The organism is Nostocoides veronense, from assembly GCF_039531185.1.
GTDB lineage: Bacteria > Actinomycetota > Actinomycetes > Actinomycetales > Dermatophilaceae > Nostocoides_A > Nostocoides_A veronense.
On sequence record NZ_BAAAPO010000033.1, the window covers coordinates 154,270 to 176,158 of the forward strand.

22 protein-coding genes and 1 tRNA gene are annotated in these 21,889 nt (G+C 68.4%); 18 read left to right on the forward strand and 5 right to left on the reverse strand.

Going from position 1 to position 21,889, the window contains the following annotated elements; all coding sequences use genetic code 11:
- Window positions 1-69 precede the first annotated feature (69 nt).
- Both ABD225_RS10865 and ABD225_RS10870 read left to right on the forward strand, forming a co-directional pair.
- On the forward strand, window positions 70-1,056 hold the full coding sequence (locus ABD225_RS10865) for an IS481 family transposase (protein WP_344084852.1): 987 nt from the start codon (window positions 70-72) through the stop codon (window positions 1,054-1,056).
- Window positions 1,057-1,672: 616 nt separating this feature from the next.
- A complete protein-coding gene (locus ABD225_RS10870) occupies window positions 1,673-2,374 on the forward strand; it encodes a lysoplasmalogenase (RefSeq protein ID WP_344084855.1) in 702 nt (233 codons plus the stop codon).
- On the opposite strand, the gene ABD225_RS10875 is transcribed toward ABD225_RS10870, so the two are convergent.
- Window positions 2,359-4,647 (reverse strand): alkaline phosphatase D family protein, encoded by a 2,289-nt coding sequence (locus ABD225_RS10875; RefSeq protein ID WP_344084858.1) that lies wholly within the window; start codon window positions 4,645-4,647, stop codon window positions 2,359-2,361. The genes ABD225_RS10870 and ABD225_RS10875 overlap by 16 nt on opposite strands.
- 294 nt (window positions 4,648-4,941) lie before the next feature.
- Here ABD225_RS10875 and eno point away from each other — a divergent pair, with 294 nt between their 5' ends.
- Genes eno through ABD225_RS10895 form a run of 4 tightly spaced genes read left to right on the forward strand, consistent with a single transcriptional unit; the run spans window position 4,942 to window position 8,231 of the window.
- Complete coding sequence (gene eno / locus ABD225_RS10880) at window positions 4,942-6,222, forward strand: phosphopyruvate hydratase (protein ID WP_344084861.1); 1,281 nt, start codon at window positions 4,942-4,944, stop codon at window positions 6,220-6,222.
- A gap of 7 nt (window positions 6,223-6,229) precedes the next feature.
- Entirely contained in the window at window positions 6,230-6,742 is a 513-nt protein-coding gene (locus ABD225_RS10885) for an FtsB family cell division protein (protein ID WP_344084864.1), read from the forward strand.
- Between the two features lie 34 nt (window positions 6,743-6,776).
- Complete coding sequence (locus tag ABD225_RS10890) at window positions 6,777-7,274, forward strand: DUF501 domain-containing protein (RefSeq protein ID WP_344084867.1); 498 nt, start codon at window positions 6,777-6,779, stop codon at window positions 7,272-7,274.
- Between the two features lie 3 nt (window positions 7,275-7,277).
- A complete protein-coding gene (locus ABD225_RS10895) occupies window positions 7,278-8,231 on the forward strand; it encodes a Ppx/GppA phosphatase family protein (RefSeq protein ID WP_344084870.1) in 954 nt (317 codons plus the stop codon).
- Here ABD225_RS10895 and ABD225_RS10900 read toward each other — a convergent pair.
- Window positions 8,167-8,634 carry a hypothetical protein gene (locus ABD225_RS10900; protein ID WP_344084873.1) on the reverse strand — a complete coding sequence of 156 codons (468 nt, stop codon included), beginning with the start codon at window positions 8,632-8,634 and terminating at the stop codon, window positions 8,167-8,169. The genes ABD225_RS10895 and ABD225_RS10900 overlap by 65 nt on opposite strands.
- A gap of 309 nt (window positions 8,635-8,943) precedes the next feature.
- Here ABD225_RS10900 and ABD225_RS10905 point away from each other — a divergent pair.
- The 3 genes from ABD225_RS10905 (at window position 8,944) to ABD225_RS10915 (ending at window position 10,418) form a co-directional block, all read left to right on the forward strand.
- Window positions 8,944-9,018, forward strand: a tRNA-Leu gene (locus ABD225_RS10905).
- 252 nt (window positions 9,019-9,270) lie between these two features.
- A complete protein-coding gene (locus ABD225_RS10910) occupies window positions 9,271-10,128 on the forward strand; it encodes a Bax inhibitor-1/YccA family protein (RefSeq protein WP_344084876.1) in 858 nt (285 codons plus the stop codon).
- A 5-nt stretch (window positions 10,129-10,133) separates the two neighbouring features.
- The gene (locus tag ABD225_RS10915) at window positions 10,134-10,418 is read left to right on the forward strand and encodes a hypothetical protein (RefSeq protein WP_344084879.1); all 285 of its coding nucleotides are present in this window, start codon (window positions 10,134-10,136) and stop codon (window positions 10,416-10,418) included.
- Window positions 10,419-10,553: 135 nt separating this feature from the next.
- Here ABD225_RS10915 and ABD225_RS10920 read toward each other — a convergent pair whose 3' ends face one another.
- Entirely contained in the window at window positions 10,554-11,687 is a 1,134-nt protein-coding gene (locus ABD225_RS10920; RefSeq protein WP_344084882.1) for an SGNH/GDSL hydrolase family protein, read from the reverse strand.
- Window positions 11,688-11,910: 223 nt separating this feature from the next.
- Between ABD225_RS10920 and ABD225_RS10925 the strand changes: the two genes are divergently transcribed.
- From ABD225_RS10925 to ilvA, 5 genes are read left to right on the forward strand one after another with little or no spacing between them, the layout of a single operon-like run.
- On the forward strand, window positions 11,911-12,294 hold the full coding sequence (locus ABD225_RS10925) for a DnaJ family domain-containing protein (protein ID WP_344084885.1): 384 nt from the start codon (window positions 11,911-11,913) through the stop codon (window positions 12,292-12,294).
- Window positions 12,291-13,613 carry a glutamate mutase L gene (locus ABD225_RS10930; RefSeq protein ID WP_344084888.1) on the forward strand — a complete coding sequence of 441 codons (1,323 nt, stop codon included), beginning with the start codon at window positions 12,291-12,293 and terminating at the stop codon, window positions 13,611-13,613. Before ABD225_RS10925 ends, ABD225_RS10930 begins: the two co-directional genes overlap by 4 nt.
- A 45-nt stretch (window positions 13,614-13,658) precedes the next feature.
- Window positions 13,659-14,633 (forward strand): ATP-binding cassette domain-containing protein, encoded by a 975-nt coding sequence (locus ABD225_RS10935; protein WP_344084891.1) that lies wholly within the window; start codon window positions 13,659-13,661, stop codon window positions 14,631-14,633.
- On the forward strand, window positions 14,630-15,481 hold the full coding sequence (locus ABD225_RS10940; protein WP_344084894.1) for an ABC transporter permease: 852 nt from the start codon (window positions 14,630-14,632) through the stop codon (window positions 15,479-15,481). The genes ABD225_RS10935 and ABD225_RS10940 overlap by 4 nt, the downstream gene beginning before the upstream one ends.
- Window positions 15,482-15,531: 50 nt before the next feature.
- The gene (gene ilvA / locus ABD225_RS10945; protein ID WP_344084897.1) at window positions 15,532-16,752 is read left to right on the forward strand and encodes a threonine ammonia-lyase; all 1,221 of its coding nucleotides are present in this window, start codon (window positions 15,532-15,534) and stop codon (window positions 16,750-16,752) included.
- A gap of 51 nt (window positions 16,753-16,803) precedes the next feature.
- Here the strand turns inward: ilvA and greA are convergent, their stop codons facing one another.
- On the reverse strand, window positions 16,804-17,292 hold the full coding sequence (greA, locus tag ABD225_RS10950; protein ID WP_344084900.1) for a transcription elongation factor GreA: 489 nt from the start codon (window positions 17,290-17,292) through the stop codon (window positions 16,804-16,806).
- A gap of 98 nt (window positions 17,293-17,390) precedes the next feature.
- On the reverse strand, window positions 17,391-17,795 hold the full coding sequence (locus ABD225_RS10955) for a DUF4307 domain-containing protein (RefSeq protein ID WP_344084903.1): 405 nt from the start codon (window positions 17,793-17,795) through the stop codon (window positions 17,391-17,393).
- A gap of 85 nt (window positions 17,796-17,880) precedes the next feature.
- Between ABD225_RS10955 and mca the strand changes: the two genes are divergently transcribed.
- The 4 genes from mca to phoH2 all read left to right on the forward strand — a co-directional run bounded on the left by mca (window position 17,881) and on the right by phoH2 (window position 21,613).
- Window positions 17,881-18,816, forward strand: a complete 936-nt coding sequence (gene mca / locus ABD225_RS10960) for a mycothiol conjugate amidase Mca (protein WP_344084906.1) — start codon at window positions 17,881-17,883, stop codon at window positions 18,814-18,816.
- Window positions 18,813-19,073: a hypothetical protein gene (locus tag ABD225_RS10965; RefSeq protein WP_344084909.1), complete on the forward strand. Its 261-nt coding sequence runs from the start codon at window positions 18,813-18,815 to the stop codon at window positions 19,071-19,073. Before mca ends, ABD225_RS10965 begins: the two co-directional genes overlap by 4 nt.
- Window positions 19,074-19,079: 6 nt before the next feature.
- Window positions 19,080-19,841, forward strand: a complete 762-nt coding sequence (locus ABD225_RS10970; RefSeq protein ID WP_344084912.1) for an isoprenyl transferase — start codon at window positions 19,080-19,082, stop codon at window positions 19,839-19,841.
- 536 nt (window positions 19,842-20,377) lie between these two features.
- Window positions 20,378-21,613, forward strand: a complete 1,236-nt coding sequence (gene phoH2 / locus ABD225_RS10975) for an RNA 5'-3' helicase PhoH2 (protein ID WP_425564398.1) — start codon at window positions 20,378-20,380, stop codon at window positions 21,611-21,613.
- Window positions 21,614-21,889 lie beyond the last annotated feature (276 nt).

The following is a 21,889-nucleotide window of genomic DNA, read 5'->3' on the forward strand; positions in this document are numbered from 1 at the left end:
TACTCCAACTCCATCATCCGGTGGCCGGTCGCAAACGCGGCCGGCCACCGATCTATCTCAGGAGGCACTTTGAGTCATCGCAATGCCGCACTGACCCCACGTCATCGTCTACGAGTCGCCCGCCTCGTCGTCGAGGAAGGATGGCCGATCAGCGAAGTCGCTGCCCGCTTCCAGGTGTCGTGGCCAACCGTGAAGCGGTGGGTCGACCGCTACCTCGCTGGCGAGCCGATGCAAGACCGGTCGCCACGTCCGAAGTCCTCACCGAACAAGACGAGCAAGAAGACGACAAAACGGTGCGTGAGCCTACGAATGCGCCTGAGGGAAGGGCCTGTTCAACTCGCAGCCCGACTCGGCATCGCCCCGGCCACGGTCCACCGCATCCTCACGACCGCGCGCATGAATCGACTTTCCTACGTCGACCGTGCCACCGGCGAGCCGATCCGCCGATACGAACACGACTACCCTGGCTCGCTCGTGCACGTGGACGTCAAGAAGCTCGGGAACATCCCCGACGGTGGGGGCTGGCGATACGTCGGGCGACGTCAAGGATCGAGGAATCGTGCCGTCACTCCCGGCAAGCCGAAGAACAAGTGGCGCAACCCCAAGCTCGGGTATGCGTTCGTGCACACAATCATGGATGACCACTCGCGCGTCGCCTACACCGAGGTTCACAACGACGAATCCGCTGTCACCGCCGTCGGAGTCCTGCATCGAGCGGTCGAGTGGTTCGCCGACCGAGGGGTCGCTATTGAGCGCATCTTGTCCGATAACGGTGGTGCGTACCGCTCTCACCTGTGGCGAGACACGTGCGAGGCTCTATCGATCACTCCGAAGCGAACGCGGCCATACCGCCCACAGACCAACGGCAAGGTCGAGCGATTCCACCGCACCATGGCCGACGGCTGGGCATATGCGCGCTGCTACACGAGCGAGAAAGAACGCCGCGATGCCCTCACCGACTGGCTCCACGAGTACAACCAGCACCGACCGCGCACCGCCTGCGGAGGCCAGCCGCCCGTCTCACGATTGATCAACGTCCCCGGTCAGTACATCTAGTTCGTAAGCCTGCTCTCACCACGAGTGGTGAACGGGTGGGATGAAGCAGGTCCCGACATTTCGACCATGGGCGTCTACAACGATGGCATTGCCGTGGGGAATCTGTATGCCTACGACCGCGAGGGCCGGCGACTGGAGGGTGTGCGACTCTTCGACCAGACCGGCAGGGCTGTGTCCATCACGCTGGACGAGGCCAGCAGAATGACCCAACTGGCCCGATGGGATATGGAGGGAGCACGTCGGGGAGCCCGGCGACTTCGGCCAATTCGGCGACATCGCCCTCGGAGACTTCGAACTCGAGCAGCACGCGTTCGAGCTCGTCATCGAGCGGCTCCTCGCGGACGAGCCCATCGGCGAGGAGCACGTCCAGCCCGACGAACTGATCCGGAACGTCGCCGACCGCAGGGACGACAGGGCACTTAGGCGCATTCGGCCTGACTCGACAAGCCCAAGTCAGCGGAGGTTAGTCGAATCTGCATACCGTGCAAGGTCTGCGGATTCGACCAACCTCGGCTAGCAGAGGTTGCACGGCTCAGCAGAGGTTGCACGACCCCCGGAAATCGCCCGCCTGCGCCCCGTCGGGAGGCGGGCGGGCGCGGTCACTATCCTCCCGGGTATGCCGCGCGCTGCCTCCGTCCTACGTCTGGCCTTCGGGGCGCTCGCCGTGGCCGACACGGTCCTCGCCGGTATGCCTGGCCCGGCCCCCGAGCGCGCCCGGTTGGTCACCAAGAGCCTCCTGATGCCGACCCTCGCCGGCTCTTTCGCCATCGACCCCCGGTCGCGGCGCACGCCGCTACGCCGCAGCACCCAAGCCGGCCAGGCCTTGGGCTGGCTCGGCGATCTCGCCCTGCTCGGCTCCGGCACCGGGTCCTTCCTGGCTGGCATGGGGGCCTTCGGCGCGGGCCAGATCGCCTATATCCGCGGCTTCCGCGCGAACGCCAACCCGAATCCCTTGCGGCACAGCACAGTTGGCAAGGGCGCGGCTGGGCTGTTTCTCCTGACCGGCATCCCCATGGCCCTCGGCGCAGCACGCTCGGAGCCGGTCCTCGGGCCGGGGGTGCTGGCATATGCCGGCCTGCTGACCACCATGGCCGACTGCGCCGCTCACCTCGATCCGGCCCTGCCCGAGGACGCGCGTCGAGCCGCCGCGCTCGGCGGCCTGGCCTTCCTGACGTCGGACACGCTGCTGGGGCTGGGTCATTTCGTGCTGAGCGACCCGCCCCCGATCCTGGAGTCGGCGGTGATGGCGACCTACACCGCGGCGCAATTCCTGCTCGCCGAAGGTGCCCTCCGCGCCGCCGGTCAGAGCGCCGAGTAGGGGACCGTCACGGGCCACCCGGCATACTGCCCGGCGCCGGTGGCCGCGGCATTCCACGGCCAGCACTCGAGGCGCAGCGAGCGGGCCGCGTGATCGAGAATCACCATGCCGAAGCCCTCTCGCTTTAGGCCCCGGTCCCCAAAATCCTGGGCGGGCGGTGGGTAGTGCGCCCACAACTGCTGCAGGGTGAACTTCGGATTCGCGACGGCGAGCACCCGCAGCCGGTTGCCGAAAGCGTCGGTGAAATCGCCGGTGTATGGCGTCGGCCCCGCATTCGGCAGCGCCTTCGACGGTTGGAACCAGCGCTGGAAACTCGAGGATCCGGCCGGTGGAGTGAACTGCAAAGGCCCATCATCAAATCCCGAAATCCCATGGCGCACAAGGTGACCCACGTGTTGATCGCCGGCGACGATCAGGGCACGGGCGTCCTTCGCCAGCCGGACCGCGCGGGTGCGGCCGTCGGGCGGCCAGCCCTGCGTGTCGGGGTCGGCGCGCGGTGAGCCATTGGCATTCGTCAGCACACACGCCCACGTCGAGCCGGTGAGGATGATCTTTGGCTGGCCGGGATGCATGCTGGCCCAGGTGCGCAGGAAGGCCTCTTGTCGAGTGCCGAGCAATTGCAGTGCCCCGCCACCCGGTGCGAGCGGGCCGGTCTTGAACTTGCGGTCCTCGACGATGGCCAGGCTGGTCCCGCCATAACTGAAGGCGGCATACCCGACGGTGATGCCCTGAGCGATCGGGGTCGGGTCAAAACGCTCGGGGTTGTGCCAGCTCGACATCCGCTGAACCAGATTGACCCAGGCGGCGGCGTTGACATACCCGCCGCGCTTGGGGTCGGTCGTCGCGATGCCGCCTTCGCCGAAGAGATTCGGCTGATAGACATCGTGGTCGTCCGTCAGGACCACGGTGGGCACTCGCCGTGTCAGGGGCCGCATGGCCCAGTGCCACATCAGGAATTTGTAAAGGAAGTCCAGCTCCGGCGCCGTGCCCTTGTCTTTGGCCGTGGGTGACGTCTCATACAGCTGATCCCCATGTGCGACAAGGAGATCGGGGCGTTGCGCCGCGATCGAGTCCACGATCTCGTCGTGCGGGAAGTAGATATTGCGCGCGCTGTAAAGGTCGAGGGAGACGCTTCCCGGCAGCCGCGCCTGCCACGGACTGAGCGAGTCCAGCGGACGGTGACTGGCCTTGAGGCAGTTCATGCTTGCCAACCGCAGGCCGCCGCGCGGTTCGGCGGGGATGGTGCCGCCATAAAGGACCCGCCCGCCGCCGACGATTCGATAGCCCGTCGGAGCGGAGTTGTCGAAGGCCGTTGCCCGGAAGAGCGCCGTATAGCCCGGTCCGATTCCGCTGGTGGCCAAGCGTTTCCAGGCCCCGCCCTGCTGCACCTCCAGGGCGATGGACGTCAACGTGCGGGGGTCCAGGGGCATCAGCTGCGCGGTCATCCGCAGGATGCCGCCCGTGGCCGTGAAGAGCGTCCCGACGACCGGTCCGAGCCCGCGCTCGGGAAGGGCGGTCACCCCGGTCGAGGTAAAGCCGGTCAGCCAGTAGCGTGCGGCCGAGCCGTCCCGCGAGCTCGATATCAGCGCGATCCCGCCGCGCACTCGTGCCAGCGGCAGCGACGCGAGCACGGCCCGCTGCCGGAGCGCTCCGGTCCTCGTGTCATGGACCGAAATCGTCAGTGCGACAGTGGATTCCGACACCGGACGGCAGGACAGGCGCAGTGTGAGATCCTCCGAGAGGGTGCGCGGCACGGCGGCGCCCGTCACGGTGGCCGGCAGTTGCTGCCACAGGAATTGGTCGCCCTCGGCGCTGTGGTCGCGGAAGCCGACGGCGCCGCGGTGATCGACATACGCCATCAGTCCGCCACCGATCCCGCTGGCTGAGCCGAGCAGCGCCCGCCGCCGCGCATCTTCCCCGGGTATGCCGGTCCCCACGACGAACCCGGACAGCCCGCTCCCGTCGGCGAGGGTCCCCGTGCGCACCGCGAGATCGAAGCTGCTGGACTGGATCTCGTGGGTCAGCACCGCGATGGTGCGGCCCATCGTGCTGCCTGCGGCGGCGACACACTCCATACGCCCGGCTCGAACCAGCCAGTCCTGCAAGCGATTTCCCCAGAAGCGCTCGCCCAACCAGTGCCCGGAGCCAGTCGCCACGTCGAGCGCGGCGGCCGGGCCGGCCACCCGACCGGCGGCGAGCGCGGCGGCCGCCCCACCGAGCAGGGTGCGTCGGGTCAGGTCGGTGATGGCGTGCGAATCCGTGCTGCTCTGCATGTTGTCGAGTCTGGCATGCAGCAGACCGTGCGGGCGCGGCGTTGACGAGGTATGTCTATATCCCGGCTCGCGTTCACAAGGCCCGCTCCGCTGGGCAGCAACCCCGCACACGCACAAACCCCGCCTGCTCGCCAGCCGGCGGCACCTGGCATACCCGCCGTCAACCCAGGCCCACGAGAGCGGGCGCAAGAAGGCGTCCCACCACGCGGGTCGGTCACAAACCGGTGACGACGGCGGGACTACGCTTGGCGGCGAAGACTTGCGCCCATCCATGCCCTTCCCAAGGAGTGACCCGTGGCCACCATCGAGGCAATCGTCGCCCGCGAAATTCTTGACTCGCGCGGCAATCCCACCGTCGAGGTCGAGGTCGGTCTCGACGACGGCACCGTCGCCCGCGCGGCCGTGCCCAGCGGCGCCTCCACCGGCGCCTTCGAGGCCGTCGAGCGCCGCGATGGCGACAAGAAGCGCTATCTCGGCAAGGGTGTCGAGCAGGCCGTCGACGCCGTGATGGAGGAGATCGCGCCCCGCCTCTACGGCTATGACGCCGCCGACCAGCGCCTCGTCGACCAGGAGATGCTCACCCTCGACGGCACCGCCAACAAGGGCGAGCTCGGCGCCAACGCCATCCTCGGCGTGAGCCTGGCCGTCGCCAAGGCCGCCGCCGAGTCGGCTGGCCTGCCGCTCTTCCGCTATGTCGGTGGGCCCAACGCCCGGGTCCTGCCCGTGCCGATGATGAACATCCTCAATGGCGGCAGCCACGCCGACTCCAATGTCGACATCCAGGAGTTCATGATCGCCCCGATCGGCGCCGCCTCCTTCCGCGAGGCCCTGCGCTGGGGCGCCGAGGTTTACCACGAGTTGAAGTCGGTTCTGAAGAAGAAGGGCCTGGCCACGGGCCTCGGCGACGAGGGCGGCTTCGCCCCGAACCTCGAGTCCAACCGCGCCGCCCTCGACCTGATCCTCGAGGCCATCAAGTCCGCTGGCTACGAACCGGGCAAGGACATCGCGCTCGCCCTCGATGTCGCGGCCAGCGAGTTCTACGAGGACGGCGCCTACACCTTCGAAGGGGCCAAGAAGTCCAGCGACGAGATGATCGCCTACTACACCGAACTCGTCGACGCCTATCCGCTGGTCTCCATCGAGGACCCGCTCAATGAGGACGACTGGGCCGGCTGGAAGGCCATGACCGACGCCCTCGGCCGCAAGGTCCAGCTCGTCGGCGACGACCTCTTCGTCACCAACCCCGAGCGCCTGGCCCGCGGCATCGCCGAGGACACCGCCAACGCGCTGCTGGTCAAGGTCAACCAGATCGGGTCGCTCTCGGAGACCCTCGACGCCGTCGACATGGCACACCGCGCGGGCTACCGCTGCATGATGAGCCACCGCTCCGGCGAGACCGAGGATGTCACCATCGCCGACCTCGCCGTCGCGACCAACTGCGGCCAGATCAAGACCGGTGCCCCGGCCCGATCCGAGCGCGTCGCGAAGTACAACCAGTTGCTGCGAATCGAGGAGGAACTCGACGACGCCGCGGTGTATGCCGGCGCCGGCGCCTTCCCGCGCTTCACCGCCTGAGGTCCTCGTGGCAGCCACCGGTCCGCGCCGAGACTCGGCCCGCCGCCCCAAGGGGCGCGGGCCGGGCCCGCGCATGCGCTCGGTCGGCTCCTCCGTAGCGGGGGAGTTGGCCCAGCGCCGCTCCGCGCGCTCCGCGGGGTGGTGGATCGGTGGCCTGACGATCTTCGTCATGCTCGCCTTCCTGCTCGGCCCGACGCTGAAGACCTATGTCGATCAGCGGCGTGAGATCGGGGCTCTCCAGGAGCAGGTGGCAGCGCAGCGTGCCGATGTCGCTGCCATGGAGAAGGAAAAGGCGTTGTGGGGCCAGGACACTTATGTCGAGCAGCAGGCCCGCCAGCGCCTGAAGTTCGTCAAGAAGGGTGAAAAGGCCTACGAGATCATCGATCTCGACCAGGCCGCCGAGGCCCCGACGGGTGCGACCGGTCAGAGCGCGGCAGCGGCCAAGAGCCGCAATGCGTGGTACGGCCAGGTCTGGGAGTCGATCAAGATCGCTGACAACCCCCAGGGCGTGGGCCGCTGAGCCGCGGCGCTCCCCGTCCCGGATAATCACAGGTATGCCGTCCCCTGAGGATCTCCAGGTCGTCGCCGCCCAACTCGGGCGCGAGCCCCGCGGCGTCCAGGCAGTCGCCCACCGGTGTCCGTGCGGGAGCCCGGATGTTGTTCAGACCGCGCCTCGCCTGCCCGACGGCACGCCCTTCCCCACGACCTTCTACGCCACCTGTCCGCGTCTAACCGGCGCCATCTCCACCTTGGAATCCGAGGGCGTGATGAAGCAGCTCGAGGCCCAGCTGGCCGATGATGAGGAGCTGCAGGCGGCATACGCCCGGGCCCATGCCGACTATCTCGACCGGCGGGCCGCTCTCGGCAGCGTTGAGGAGATCGAGGGGATCAGCGCAGGCGGTATGCCGACGCGCGTCAAATGCCTGCACGTGCTGGTGGCGCACGCGCTGGCCGCCGGACCGGGCGTCAACCCGCTCGGCGATCAGGCCCTGGCGATGCTTCCGCCATGGTGGGCGAGCGTGCCGTGTTCCACGACTCTCACGGAGGGCTGAGATATGCGGGTCGGTGCGATCGACTGTGGGACCAACTCCATCCGCCTGCTCATCGCCGATATCGATGAGGCCGGCGCGCTGCACGACATCGTGCGGCGCATGGAGGTCGTTCGGCTGGGGTATGCCGTGGACCGCACCGGTCGTCTCGACCCGGAGCGGATGGCCGCCACCTTGGCCATGACCAGGGAGTATGCCGATCAGTGCCGCGCTCACGGGGTGGAGGCCATCCGCTTCACGGCCACCTCCGCCTCGCGGGATGCGAGCAATGCTGCGGATTTCGTGGCCGGCGTCGAGGAAGCCTTCGGGGACCTGGCGGTGACGCCGGAAGTGATCAGCGGTGCCGAGGAGGCGGGTTTGAGCTTCCTCGGCGCAACCGGCGATCTGCGGGCGGCCGGCATACCCGGGCCCTATCTCGTGGTCGATATCGGCGGCGGGTCGAGTGAGTTCGTGCTCGGAACCGAGGGTGTCGAGGCGGCGCTATCCACCGATGTCGGTTGTGTGCGCCTGACGGAGCGGCATCTGCAGGCGGACCCGCCGACCGACGACCAAATCGCCGCGGCGGTGGCCGACGTTGACGCGGCGATCGATGCCGCGGCTCGGGTGGTTCCGCTGGATCGCACGGTGACGCTAGTCGGGCTGGCTGGCAGCGTCACGACGATCACGGCACACGCGCTGCGGCTCCCTGCATACCAGCCGGACGCCATCCACCTCAGCCGGCTCAGCGCTGCCCAGGTCCGCGCGGCCTGTGACGATTTGCTTCATATGACGCGCGAGCAGCGGGCTTCTCTGCCGTTCATGCACCCCGGCCGGGTCGATGTCATCGGCGGCGGCGCCATCGTGTGGCAAACCATCGTCGAGCGCATCAGGGCGCGGGCGGGGGAGGTGCCCGTCGTCACCTCTGAGCACGACATCCTCGACGGCATCGCGCTCTCGATCGGCGCGGGTCGGAGCGACTGAGCGGCGGGGTCAGACCGCGCGGCTGAGCTTCGCGGACGGCTTGCCGTGTCGGCAGGCTGGTGGCGGCGATTCGTTCCAGCCCCGACCACGTCAGCGCCATGACCAACTCGGTCGCAATCTCGGCCGTGCATTGCGGCTGGCTGATCCGCCACGCCGCGATCCGTTCGCACGCGCCGATGACGCCCTGCGCGAAGCCTTCGAGCATGAAGTCCGGGACCTCGGAGAGTGTCTCCTGATGGCGCAGACCGGTCATCACGGTGTCGATCTGCGCAGCGCGCAAGGCATTCATTGCCCTGGGATCCGCCAGGAACCTGCTGTCCTCCAGAGTCGCCCGCCATGCGGTGGCGTGGGTGTCCATGAAGCCGAAGAAGGCCACCAGGCCGGCGCGATAGACACCTCGCACGCCATCGGCGGGATCCGCCTCGCGCCAGGACTGCCGCAGCCAGGTGCGGGTCCGCGGCGACCTCGCGCCGCAGTGACGACTGAGGGCTCGGGAGACAAGATTCCCCCTCTCCGGGGCCGGAGCAGACCCCCTCGATAAGGCGGACCGGAGCAGGCCCACACGACATTGTGCGCTGGGCCGGGAGCTGGCCCAGCGCACGGGGGCCGAAATCCGAAGATCCCGCCCCATCTCGACAGCTTTCGCGCGTGTCGCGTGCGGCGATGGCCACATCCGCCGATGCCTCGCCCCGTCCACCCGTAGAGTGGCCGCGCCCCCGTGGCCCAACTGGCAGAGGCAGGCGACTTAAAATCGCCACCGGTGCGGGTTCGATTCCCGTCGGGGGCACGCGACGAGAGTGTGGGTTTCCCGCCCGATGCCGGAAACCCTTCCTTTGTGTCAGATTCTTTCTGGCACGAACCCAGGGTTTCCGGCACAAAGCTTGAGCCACCCAGGCGCGAGGGCCGCCTGAGTGACGACACGGTCACGATCCACGGCATACCCCGTGCTCGGCAACGGGAACAAGCGCGAAGTCTGCAACGCTGTATGTGCTGAGCGCGGCGAAGGGTGCCGCGCCCGATGTGTCCTGGAGGGACCACCATGAGCAACCCGGTGTTCGACCGGATCGATCGCGAGTCACGGCAGGGTTATGCCGGCTTCGGCGCCTCGCGCGGTCAGACGCAGACGCCCCAAGGCTTCCCGCAGCAGGGCTACGGCCAGGCCTACCCCACCCCGGGGCAGCTGCAGGATATGTACAACCAGCCGTCCGCCGGCCCGGTCCAGACCGGCCGCGTGACGATGGACGACGTCGTCATGAAGACGTTGACCCTCTTCAGCCTCGTCATCGGCTTCGGTGCCGTGGGCTGGATCGGGTCTGACATGAACCGCTCCCTCGGCATGATGTTCTGGCTGGGCGGGATGATCGGGACCCTGATCCTGGGTCTGGTCATCGCCTTCAAGAAGACCATCAGCGTGCCATTGATCATCGGGTATGCCGCCCTCGAAGGCCTGTTCGTCGGCGCCATCAGCAACTTCTTCAATGACGCCTATGGCGAGGGCCTGGTCAGCACCGCTGTCGTCGCCACGCTGGCGACCTTCGCGGGCATGTTCCTGGCCTACAAGTCAGGCTTCCTGAAGGTCACCGACAAGTTCCGCCGCATCGTCACGCTGGCGATCTTCGGTTACGCGATCTTCGCCGTCATCAACTTCATCTTCGCGATGGTCTCCAACACCCCGTTCGGCTTCGGTGGCACTGGCCCGCTGGGCATCGGGCTGTCGATCTTCGCCGTCGGCCTCGCGTCCTTGACCCTGGCCCTCGACTTCGACTCGATCGACCGGGCCATCGCGACTGGCGCGCCCAAGCAGTTCTCGTGGCTGCTCGCGCACGGCCTGATCGTGACGCTCGTCTGGCTCTACATCGAGTTCCTCCGCCTCCTGGCTCGCCTGCGGGGCGACTGATCCCGGTGGCGACCCGGCTCCCTGCTGAGGTCGCCGACGACCTGACGCGCCTGGTCCGGCGGTGGCATCAACTGCCGCTGGACCAGGCGTTGTCCGTCTCGGCGCCGGTGCGCACGCTCCTTGAGAGGTATGCCGATCTGGTGCACCCCGGCATACCCGTCCCGGAGCTGGGCCCGGCGGCCCTGCCCGACCAGCTGACGGTGCTCGCGTATGACGCCCTCGCCGCTTCCCGGATCACCGCCGCCGACGTCGTGGGCGACCTCGGCGAGCTCCGCCGCGCCCTGCCCTGAGTCCCACGTTCGGTCGTAACCCACTCGTTTGGTCGTGAGTCCTCCCGCCGGATGGAGGACTCACGACATAACGCACGAGTTGTGCCGCGATGTGGGAGTTGTATGCCGCCGCCCCCGGCCGCGTGATGCCCGCGGCTACGTGCTGGGCCGGGCGGGGTCGACCTCGTCCGCAAGCGGCCGCTGCGTCGCGGGTGCATCAGTCGCCCGCTCGTCAGCCACCGGGCCGGCACCGCCGTCGACGCCGGGCGGCCCCGGCTCGGCAGGCGCCTCGTCCGGCACGGGCGTGGCACGGCGGCGTAGGAGGACGGCCCACCGGCCGCGCGGGCCGCGAGGTTCGCCCGCCAGATCGGTGCCGGCGACTTCGGTGCCCGGGTCGAGGACTGCCTGACCGGCCGCGACGGCGACCGGTCCGACGGACTCCCCGCGCGTCGGCTCGGGCCGGCGGTCCGTGGTGTCACCCACACCGCCTACACCGAGGGCAGCGCATACGGCGGGCAGCAGGACGGCGCCGACACGGGCATACCCGGCCGGCGACGGATGGAACTGGTCCTCGCTGAACAGCTCCTTCGGCGAGGCCAGGAACTCCGGGCCGAGCAGGTCGCCGAGCGAGACGGTGCGCCCGCCGGCCTCGACGACGGCCACGGTTTGCGCAGCCGCGAGGTCGCGGCTCCAGCGGCGGACCAGATGCTTCAAGGGCACGGGGATGGGCTGAACCGTGCCGAGGTCCGGGCAGGTGCCCACGACCACCTCCACGCCGAGGGCGCGCAGCCGGCGGACGACCAGCTCGAGATGACGCACTGCCGTCGTGCGATCGATCCGGTGCGTGACGTCATTGCCGCCGATGAGGATAACCGCCACATCGGGGCGCGCCACTCGGTCCAGCGCATTTGCCAGCTGCCGCTCCAGGTCCGCGGACTCGGCCCCGATGACCGCCTCATTGGTCAGGCGGACCTGTCGACCGGTGAAGGCCGCGAGGCCAGTAGCGATGATGCCGCCGACCGTCTGCCGTCCGGTGTCAGCGCCCATGCCCGCCGCGGTGGAATCGCCGAGCATGACCAATTCCAGGGCCGAGCCGAAGCCGGCGCCATACACATCGTCATCGTCCGGCGCCCCCTCGAACGGTCGCCCGACGATCTTGCGCGCGACCTTCGCCTCGACCTTGATCACGCCATAACCGATCGCCCCGAGGGCGCCCGCTGTCGCCGCGAGGCCGCCGCCGCCGTATGCCGCGGTGGCTGCAATCTTGCGCGCGCGTCGTGCACGTCCCATGACCAAGACTCCTTCCCCCGGCGCCCACAGATCGGGAGGTGATCACGGTCCGCCTGTCTTACAGAGCAAGATCGTGGCCCGGTGATGCAGGCGCGCCAGGTTCCTTGGGCAAACGGTGCCCGAACAACAAGAGTTCCGGAAGCCTTGCGGCGGTTACGAAGCCGTAACGCGCACACACTGCGCCGCCATCGGCGCCCGGGCACCCCCGGTAGGGTCGGGACTCGTGCAGCCCTACGAGTCCCACGTCGAGCGGTTGATCCGCGAGGCGCAGGAGCGAGGCGAGTTCGATAATCTCCGCGGCGCGGGGAAGCCCCTAGACCTCGGATCCGTCGACGATCCGGACTGGTGGATCAAACAGAAGATGCGGGCTGAAGGCCTCGACGGGGCCGGTGCCCTACCTGCAGTCATCTCGCTGCGCCGGGAGGCGGCGGGCTTCCCGGAATCCTTGCGGGAGTTGCGTTCTGAGGCGGGCGTGCGGGCGGTGCTGGTCGATTACAACGATCGGGTGCGGTTCGACCGGCTGGTGCCCCGCGACCTCAAGACCCCGCCGCTGGTGGCGCCGCTCGTGGACATCGACGCGATGGTGGCCCAGTGGCGAGAGTTGTGAGCGCGCCGACGCACGCCCTGTGCGTCGATGTCGGCTCCACCTTCACCAAAGCGCTGCGGGTGGACCTGGGCGATGGCTCCGTATGCGGTCGCTCAAGTGTCCCGACCACGTCCGGAACCGATGTGCTCGAGGGGCTGGACGCGGCCGCCGCGCAGGCCGGGCAGCAGCACGGCGATGCCGTGTTCGTGTGCTCCAGCGCGGGCGGTGGGCTGCGGTTGGCGGTTATCGGCTATGAGGATGCGGTGACCGCGCTCGCGGGCTATCGGGTGGGTTTGAGCGCTGGCGCTCGCGTCGTGCATGTGGCTCACGGTCCCCTCGATGGCCAGGCGGTCCGCGCGCTGCGGGCTGCTCGTCCTGATGTAATCCTGCTCGTCGGCGGAACCGACGGCGGCAATGCGGACATCTTGCGGCACAACGCTATTCGCCTCGCCAACGCCCGGCTCGCCGCTCCGGTTGTGCTTGCGGGCAATCGTGAGGCCGCACCGGAATGCGCCGAGATTCTGCGCGCCAAGGGGCGCCTCGTCATCACCGCCGACAATGTCTTGCCGCGGATCGGTGACCTTGCCCCCACAAGTGCGCGTGAGGCGATCCGAGCGGTATTCCTGCGCCATGTCATCGGCGGGAAAGGCCTCTCTCGCGGTCCTCGGTTCGCGAACCTCGTGACGATGGCGACGCCGGATGCCGTGCTTCGCGGCGTGGAGTCCTTTGCGCAGTCCCGGGGCGAGGATGTGCTGGCCTTCGATATCGGCGGAGCGACCACCGACGTCTATTCCGCATTGATCCCGCGCGGCGAGGATGCCGGTGTCCGCCGGGAGGTCTCGCCCGCGCCTCGCGTGCTGCGCACCGTCGAGGCCGATCTCGGAATGCGTTGGAGCGCAACGGGAATCGTCGAGGCAGCAGGTCGCGAATCGCTGCCGCTGACCCCCGCCGCGCACGAGTATGCCGCCCGCGTCCACGCCGATATCGCCCACCTTCCGAGCTCACCGGCCGAGTGGTCCAGCGAGCGGGAGCTCGCCGCAGCTGCGGCCGTTTTGGCGGTGCGGCGGCATGGCCGGCCGGCGCGTCCCGGCGAGGCGCCGCGCGCGCTGAAAGAGGTCGGCTTGCTCATCGGCTCCGGGGGCGTGCTGCGGCACGCCGATGCGGCGCTCGCGGCCGAGGTGTTGGATCGGGTGCTCGCGGATCACGGCGGCGGCTGGATCGTGCCGGCGGCCGCGGCGGGAGCGGTCGACGCGGCATACCTGCTCTTTGCCATCGGCTTGCTGGCCGAGAAGTATCCACAGGCGGCGGCACGCCTGGGGGAGCGCGTGGCGCCGGTCTAATCGGGCCGGAAGGGGCTGTCGGTCGGGTCGTTTAGGTTGTTCGGTATGTCCACCGCAGCGATCGAAGCGATCGATCTCGTCAAACGCTTCGGCGATTTCACCGCCGTTGATGGCGTCTCCTTTGCCGCCGAGCCCGGGTCCGTGCTCGGCATGCTCGGCCCCAATGGTGCCGGCAAGACCACGACCGTCCGCATGATGACGACGCTCTCGCGACCGACCTCTGGCACCGCCCGAGTGGCCGGCTTCGATGTGCTCAAGGAGCCGGATCAGGTGCGGCGCGCGATGGGCCTGACGGCGCAGTCGGCCACCGTCGACGAATTGCTCACGGGTCGCGAGAACCTGCGGATGATCGGCGAGCTCTATGGCTTGGACCGCTCCACAGTGCGCTCGCGCAGCGACGAACTCTTGGAGCGTTTCTCCTTGACCGAGGCCGGCGGGCGGGTGGTCAAGACCTATTCGGGGGGTATGCGGCGGCGCATCGACCTGGCCGTCAGCCTGATCGCGACGCCACCCGTGCTCTTCCTCGACGAGCCGACGACCGGCCTCGACCCGCGCAGCCGCGTTGAGCTCTGGGAAGTGCTGCGCGATCTCGTGCGTGAAGGCACGACCTTGCTGCTGACGACGCAATATCTCGAAGAGGCCGACCAACTGGCCGATCGCATCATCGTCATCGACCACGGATCCGTTATCGCCGCTGGCACACCGCTGCAGTTGAAACAGCAGTCCGGCGCCGCCGCGCTCGTCGTCACGGTCTCGCATGCGGGCGATCTGGGCCGGGCGCAGGAACTGATGGAGCGCCTCGGCGGTGAGGTCTATGTCGATGCTGGAGCGCGGCAGCTCACCACACCCTCCGAGGGCCTGCGGGCCATGACCGAGGCCGCCGAAGCCTTCGCCGATAGTGGCATCGAGGTCGACGACCTCGGCCTCAAACGACCGACGCTCGATGACGTCTTCCTGCGGCTGACGGGTCACCGCGCCGAAGACGCGAGCGCGCAAGAGACTCTGGAGGAGACCGCATGAGCAGCGAGATCGCGACCAGTCCGGTGACGACTCACGCCCTGCACAGCTCGCGCGCCGGCCTGCCGGCACAAGTGCGAACTCTGGTGCGCCGCAACCTGACGCACATCAAGCGGATGCCCGAGATGCTGATGGACGTCACGATCCAGCCGGTGATGTTCGTATTGCTTTTCGCCTATGTCTTCGGCGGATCTATCCAGACCGGCACGGCTGGTGGTTATCGCGAGTGGCTGCTGCCGGGGATCATGGCGCAGACGATGGCCTTCGCCTCCTTCATCGTCGCGATCGGGCTGACCAACGACCTCGACAAGGGCATCATCGACCGGCTTCGGGCGCTGCCGATCAGCCGCTCCGCGGTGGTGATCGCGCGCAGCATTTCCAGTCTGATCCACTCGAGCATCGGTGTGGTCGTGATGTCGCTGACCGGCCTGATCGTCGGCTGGCGCATCCACACCAATCTGCCGAAGGCCGTTCTGGCCTATGCCCTGCTGCTGCTCTGGGGATTCGCGATGATCTGGGTCGGGATGTTCGTCGGGTCGGCGATGCGTTCCGTGGAGGCCGTGCAGGGCGTGATGTTCACGACGACCTTCCCGATCACCTTCTTGGCCAACACCTTTGCGCCGACCGAGGCCATGCCGAGTTTCCTGCGCACGATCGCTGAGTGGAACCCGATCTCCGCGCTGGTGCAGGCGATGCGCGAGTTGTGGGGCAACGCGCCGGCGCTCGGGGCCGACACAGCACTGCCGCTGCGACATCCCGTGCTGGCCAGCGTGCTGTGGTCGGTCGGCCTCTCGCTGATCCTGGCGCCACTGGCCATCCGGGCCTTCCGCAATCGCACCGAAAAGGCCTGAGCGACGCCTCTCGGTTCGCGGGTGCGAAGCGGCCACTAGAGTGGCGCCTCATGGCGACGGTGCCCAGCGTGACCTATGCAGACGTGCTCTCCGCGCGGGAACAGCTAGGCGATCTGATTCGTCCGACGCCGCTGGAGTACTCCCGGGTGCTCAGCGAGAAGGTCGGCACCGAGGTCTTCCTCAAGTGCGAAAACCTGCAGCGCGCCGGATCGTTCAAGATCCGCGGTGCCTATACCCGGATTTCCCGGCTCTCCGATGAGGAGAAAGCCCGTGGTGTGGTGGCCGCCAGCGCCGGCAACCACGCGCAGGGCGTGGCGCTCGCCGCGACCAGCCTCGGTATCCGATCCAAGGTCTATATGCCCGTCGGTGCGGCCATGCCCAAGCTCATCGCCACCCGTGCCTATGGCGCCGAGGTCGAGCAGGTCGGAGCCACCCTCGATGAGTCGCTTTTCGCGGCTCGGGCGTATGCCGACGAGACCGGCGCCGTCCTGATCCACCCCTTCGATCACCCGGATATCGTTGCGGGACAAGGCACCTGTGGCCTAGAAATCCTTGAGCAGTGCCCCGAGGTGGGCACGGTGGTGGTCAGCCTCGGCGGCGGCGGACTGCTCGCCGGCATCGCCACCGTCCTTAGGGAACAGCGGCCGCAGACCACGGTCGTCGGGGTGCAGGCTGAGCAGGCGGCGGCATACCCCATGTCCCTCGCGGCGGGGCACCCCATCGCGGCGGACAAGATGGCGACGATGGCCGATGGCATCGCCGTCGGCCTGCCGGGGGCCGTGCCTTTTGAGGTCATCAAGAGCGCCGTCGATCGCGTCGACACCGTGTCCGAGTCCGCGCTCTCCCGGGCGATGCTGCAGCTTCTCGAGCACAGCAAGCTCGTCGTCGAACCCGCCGGGGCTGCGGGTGTGGCCCTGCTCAACGAGCAGGCCAGCCGTGCCTGGGAGGGGCCGATCGTCGTCGTGCTCTCCGGCGGCAATATTGATCCGCTCCTGATGCTGCGGATCATCCGCCACGGCATGGTTGCGGCCGGACGCTATCTGCAATTCCGGGTCGTCATGCCCGACCGGCCCGGATCCCTGGCCCGGCTGATCGCCGACTGCGCCGCCGCCGACGCCAATGTCGTCGAGGTCGAGCACATGCGCCACGACGCCAACCTGCTCATCGACGAGGTCGACATCCTCATCCAGTTGGAGACCAAGGGCCCGCAGCACTGTCAGGACGTCCTGACCTCACTGCGCTCCGCCGGCTATCGCCTCAAATTCTCGTGACCCGGCCGGACGGCGACGGAGGCGGCAGGCCATGCGCCGACTCGCGACGGCTCAGCCGGTGTAGGGCACAGCCTTCTTGATCGTGACCTCGATCTGCTTGCCATTGGGCGCGGCATAGGAGGTCGTGTCGCCGACGGAGAGCCCATTGATGGCGGCTCCGAGCGGGGAGGCCTCGGAGAAGACCTGGATAGAGCCATCCGCGATTTCACGCGACCCGAGCAGGAAGGTCTCCTCGTCGCCGAACATCTCGACGGTCACGACCATCCCGGGCTCGACCACGCCGTCATCCGGCGGAGGCGTGGCGCCGACCTGCGCACTGTCCAACAATTGCGTGAGTTGGCGGATGCGCAACTCGATCTTGCCCTGCTCCTCGCGGGCGGCGTGATAGCCACCATTTTCCTTCAGATCGCCCTCTTCACGGGCGGCCTCGATGCGGGCGACGACCTCCTGGCGACGGGGACCGGACAGTTCGGCCAACTCGGCGCTCAGGCGATCAAAGGCCTCCTGGGTCAGGTAGGCGGCGCTCGGCTGATCGGTCACGGTGCACGCTCCTCGAAGGATCGGATTGTCAAAAAGGTCCGGACCGCCAACGCTGCGGTCCAGACCCGGGGGAAAACACTAAGTCTACCAGCGGGGTCCTACGCGGGGGTGCAGCGTTCGACCGTCCCGGTCACGGCCAAGGCCGTCGTGCGCACCTCGTGGGTCAGCGTCAGGCTCCGCTGCGGACCGGCGGGGATCGGCACATCGAGGCTCCCCACCGTTCCGAACCGCGCGTCCATTGCCTTTAGCCGGCACGAGACGGCCAGGCCGGCGGGCCGGTGTACATCGAAGGTGACGGACACGGCGGAGGGGTCCTGCACGACATACCCCCTGGTCTGCCAGGAGACCCGACCGTGCGTCGCCGAGACCCCGAACCAGGCGACCACGGCGAGCATCGCGGCGCACCCGATCGAGCCGATGACCCACCACCGCCGCGAGTTCGCGGGGCGGCTCGGCGCGTCGAGTTCGTCCTCGTCATAAGAGGCGGGATCGGTGAAGGTCATGGGAAGGCTCTGCCATGGTTGCGTATGCCGTGGCACCGGCGGTGGAAGAATGTCCCCCGATCATGTCATCCACGGAAGGACCGGTATGAGCCAGGGCATGCGCTTGATGTGCGTGCACGCGCACCCCGACGACGAGTCGAGCAAGGGGGCGGCGACGATGGCGAAGTATGTCGACAGCGGCGCCGACGTGCTCGTGGTCTCGTGCACCGGCGGTGAGCGCGGCGATGTGCTCAACCCCAACCTCAAGGACGATCCGCGCATTCTGCGCGACCTCGCCCAGGTCCGCCGCGACGAGATGGCGGCCGCCCAGGCGATCCTCGGCGTCGACCACCACTGGCTCGGATTCGTCGATTCCGGTCTGCCGGAAGGCGATCCGCTGCCGCCGCTGCCCGTCGGTTGTTTCGCCCTGGAGCCCTTAGAGGTTCCCGTCGAGGCCTTGGTGCGCGAGATCCGGCGCTTCCGCCCACACGTCATGACGACCTATGACGAGAATGGCGGCTACCCCCACCCGGACCACATTCGCACCCACGAGGTCGCGGTGGCGGCCTTCGACGCGGCGGGCGACCCCACGGCATACCCCGAGGCGGGCGAGCCGTGGCAGCCGCTGAAGCTTTACTACAACGGTGGCTTCAGCAAGGCGCGCATCACGGCCTATCACGAGGCGCTGGTCGCGGCCGGCCAGGAGAGTCCCTATGGTGAGTGGCTGGAGAAGTGGGACCGGCCGGAGCGGACGGTGACCACCCGGGTCCCGTGCTCTGACTGGTTCGAGCGGCGCGACAACGCGCTCATCGCCCACGCCACCCAGATCGACCCCCAGGGCTGGTTCTTCAAGGTCCCGCGGGAGATCCAGGCCCAGATCTGGCCGTATGACGAGTACGAAGCCGCCGCCTCCTATGTCCCGATCGCCGACGGCGAGGATTGCCTCTTTGCCGGGCTGGGCGAGCCGGCCGAGGCTGATGCGCGGGCCGGGGCTCCCGGGGAGTTGGCGCTGGATCGCCGCGTCGCGCGGGTGGCGTCATGATCGCGGCGGTGCTGCCCTTCGCCGGCCCCGGTGCGGACCCCGAGACCGCCGCCAGTGGCTTCATGGGCTTCGTCGTCTTCTTCCTCCTCGCGCTGGCGATTTGGTTCCTCGGACGCAATCTGACCGGTCGGCTGCGCCGGATGAACCACCTGCACGCGCAGGAAGAAGCGGAACGCACGCAGGATGCCCCGTCCGAGTTGGAGGGGCATGCGGACCCGTCGGCGGGGCCGGATGACCGCCCGCAGGCCGGTTCCTGACGGCATATGTCGCTCGGAGACCTCCTCTACGGTGCCTATGAGCGCCGGGTCGCGCACCGCCTGGACCGGGACGCGCTGCCTCGCCATGTCGGGGTGATGCTGGACGGCAACCGCCGCTGGGCGGCCGAACGTGGGGCTGACTCCAAGACCGGCCATCAGGCGGGCGCGGACAATATCGCGGGCTTCTTGTCGTGGTGCGAGGAAGTCGGCATCGAGGTCGTCACCTTGTGGTTGCTGTCCACCGACAATCTCGCCCGCCCCGAGCGCGAACTGACGCCGCTGCTGCGGATCATCGAGAAGGCCGTCGCGGGGCTCGCCGAAACCGGCCGCTGGCGCATCCACCCGGTGGGCGCTCTGCATCTGCTGCCGCCGGACACCCGGACCGCGCTAGAGGCGGCCGCCCTGCGGACCACGGGCGTGCCGGGCATGGTGGTCAATATCGCGGTCGGATATGGCGGGCGCCAGGAGATCGCCGACGCCATGCGATCGCTGGTGGCCGAGCACGCCGCGGGTGGTGGCAGCATCGACGATCTCGCGCAGAGCGTGACGGTCGAGGCCATCGCCGAGCACCTCTACACCCGCGGCCAGCCGGATCCGGATCTGGTCATCCGCACCTCCGGCGAACAGCGGCTCTCCGGCTTCTTGCTGTGGCAGAGCGCCCACTCCGAGTTCTACTTCTGCGAGGCCTATTGGCCCGACTTCCGCCGGGTCGACTTCCTGCGCGCCCTGCGGGCGTATGCCGACCGCAACCGCCGCTTCGGCTCCTGACCGGCCGGGGGGCCAAGTAACTTCTGCTAGCCGAAGTTGGTCGAATCAGCACACCGTGCAAGCTGTGCAGATTCGACCAACCTCTGCTGAGATGCCGAGCGGCGGGCCCGACCGACGAGGCGAGCCCGCTGGTGACGCGGCCGGGCGGCATACCGGCGCGTCGGCAACCGTTCACCGATCCGTCTCGGCGTGTTCGAGTGTCGGTGCGCGATCTGGCCCGCGAGAGTGCCTAGTTTGACGAGCAGCGGCACCCACCCGGGAGCCGCCCTCGGGAGGGCCGACGTGGCAGGACACCTGGTGTCTGTGCAGGAGGGCCGGACCCGGCCCGGCCACGCGCGGGTCGACCGGACCACTACGACCTAGGCGCGCAGGCGCCATACGGGCGCGCGGGCCACGCAAGGAGTCATTCGATGACCACTCCCGCTTCGCTCGCGTCCACTGCGTCCCAGCCGTCGCCGGCCGGCATCACCGCCACCGGTGAGATCCGCCGGACGTATGTCGTGGACACCTCCGTGCTCCTGTCCGACCCGAAGGCGATGCTGCGGTTCAAGGAACACGAGGTCGTGCTGCCCGTGGTCGTCGTCAGCGAGTTGGAGGGCAAGCGGCACCACCCGGAGCTCGGTTACTTCGCGCGATCCGCCCTGCGGGAACTCGACGACTTGCGGATCAGCCATGGTCGCCTCGACTCCCCGGTCCCCATCGGCACTGAGGGTGGCAGCCTGCGTGTCGAGCTCAATCACACCGATCCCAACTCGCTGCCGGGCGGATTCCGGTTGGGGGACAACGACACTCGCATCCTGGCCGTTGCCAAGAATCTTGCGCTTGAGGGGTATGCCGTCACCGTCGTCAGCAAGGACCTGCCGATGCGCGTCAAGGCATCGGCGGTCGGGCTGGACGCGCAGGAGTACCGCGCCGAGATGGCGGTCGAGTCCGGCTGGACCGGGTTCACGGAGCTCGAGGTCAGCGCTGAGGACCTGAACGCGCTCTACGACACCGGTCGGCTGGAGAACGCCGAGGCAGCGGAGTTGCCCTGTCACACGGGTCTACGGCTGCTGTCGTCGCGCGGTTCCGGGCTGGGGCGGGTGGGCGCGGACAAGCAGATCCGGCTGGTCCGCGGTGATCGCGACGCCTTCGGTCTCCACGGCCGCAGCGCCGAGCAGCGCATCGCGCTCGACCTGCTGCTGGACCCGGACATCGGCATCGTCTCGCTCGGCGGTCGCGCGGGAACCGGCAAGTCGGCTCTCGCCTTGTGCGCGGGTTTGGAGGCCGTTATGGAGCGGCGCGCGCATCGCAAGGTGGTGGTCTTCCGCCCGTTGTATGCCGTGGGCGGCCAAGACCTCGGTTACCTCCCGGGCAGCGAGTCCGAGAAGATGGGCCCCTGGGCGCAGGCCGTCTTCGACACGCTCGGGGCGGTGGTCAGCACCGAGGTTGTCGAGGAGATCCTCGACCGGGGCATGCTTGAGGTCCTGCCGCTGACCCACATCCGCGGCCGCTCCCTGCACGACGCGTTCGTGATCGTCGATGAGGCGCAGTCCCTCGAACGCAATGTCCTACTGACCGTGCTGTCTCGGATCGGGCAGAACTCCAAGGTGGTGCTGACCCACGATGTCGCCCAGCGCGACAACCTGCGCGTCGGCCGTCACGATGGCGTCGCCGCGGTCATCGAGACGTTGAAGGGCCATCCGCTGTTCGCGCATATGACGCTCACCCGCAGCGAGCGCAGCCCGATCGCCGCCCTCGTGACTGACCTGCTGGAGGGCGTCGACCACTGACCTGCGCCTTGGCGCGCCGTCGGCCCGGGCTGCATGCCGTCGTGATGAAGCGCTCGTTTCGCGGTGGAGCGCTGATTTCGCAGCGAGGCATAGGTATAGCTGCGCTCGGCTGGGATAGGCGCGCTCGGCGGCAAGGTGAGCGCTCGGCTGGCATGCGCCGCTCGGCGGCGGACCCGCGGCGGGACTCATGGGTGCCTCGCTGCGTCGACCCGTTGCCTCACGTCAAGATGCCCGCGTAGTTCGTTTCGTTGACTCATCGGGATTTGCCCGCGTATG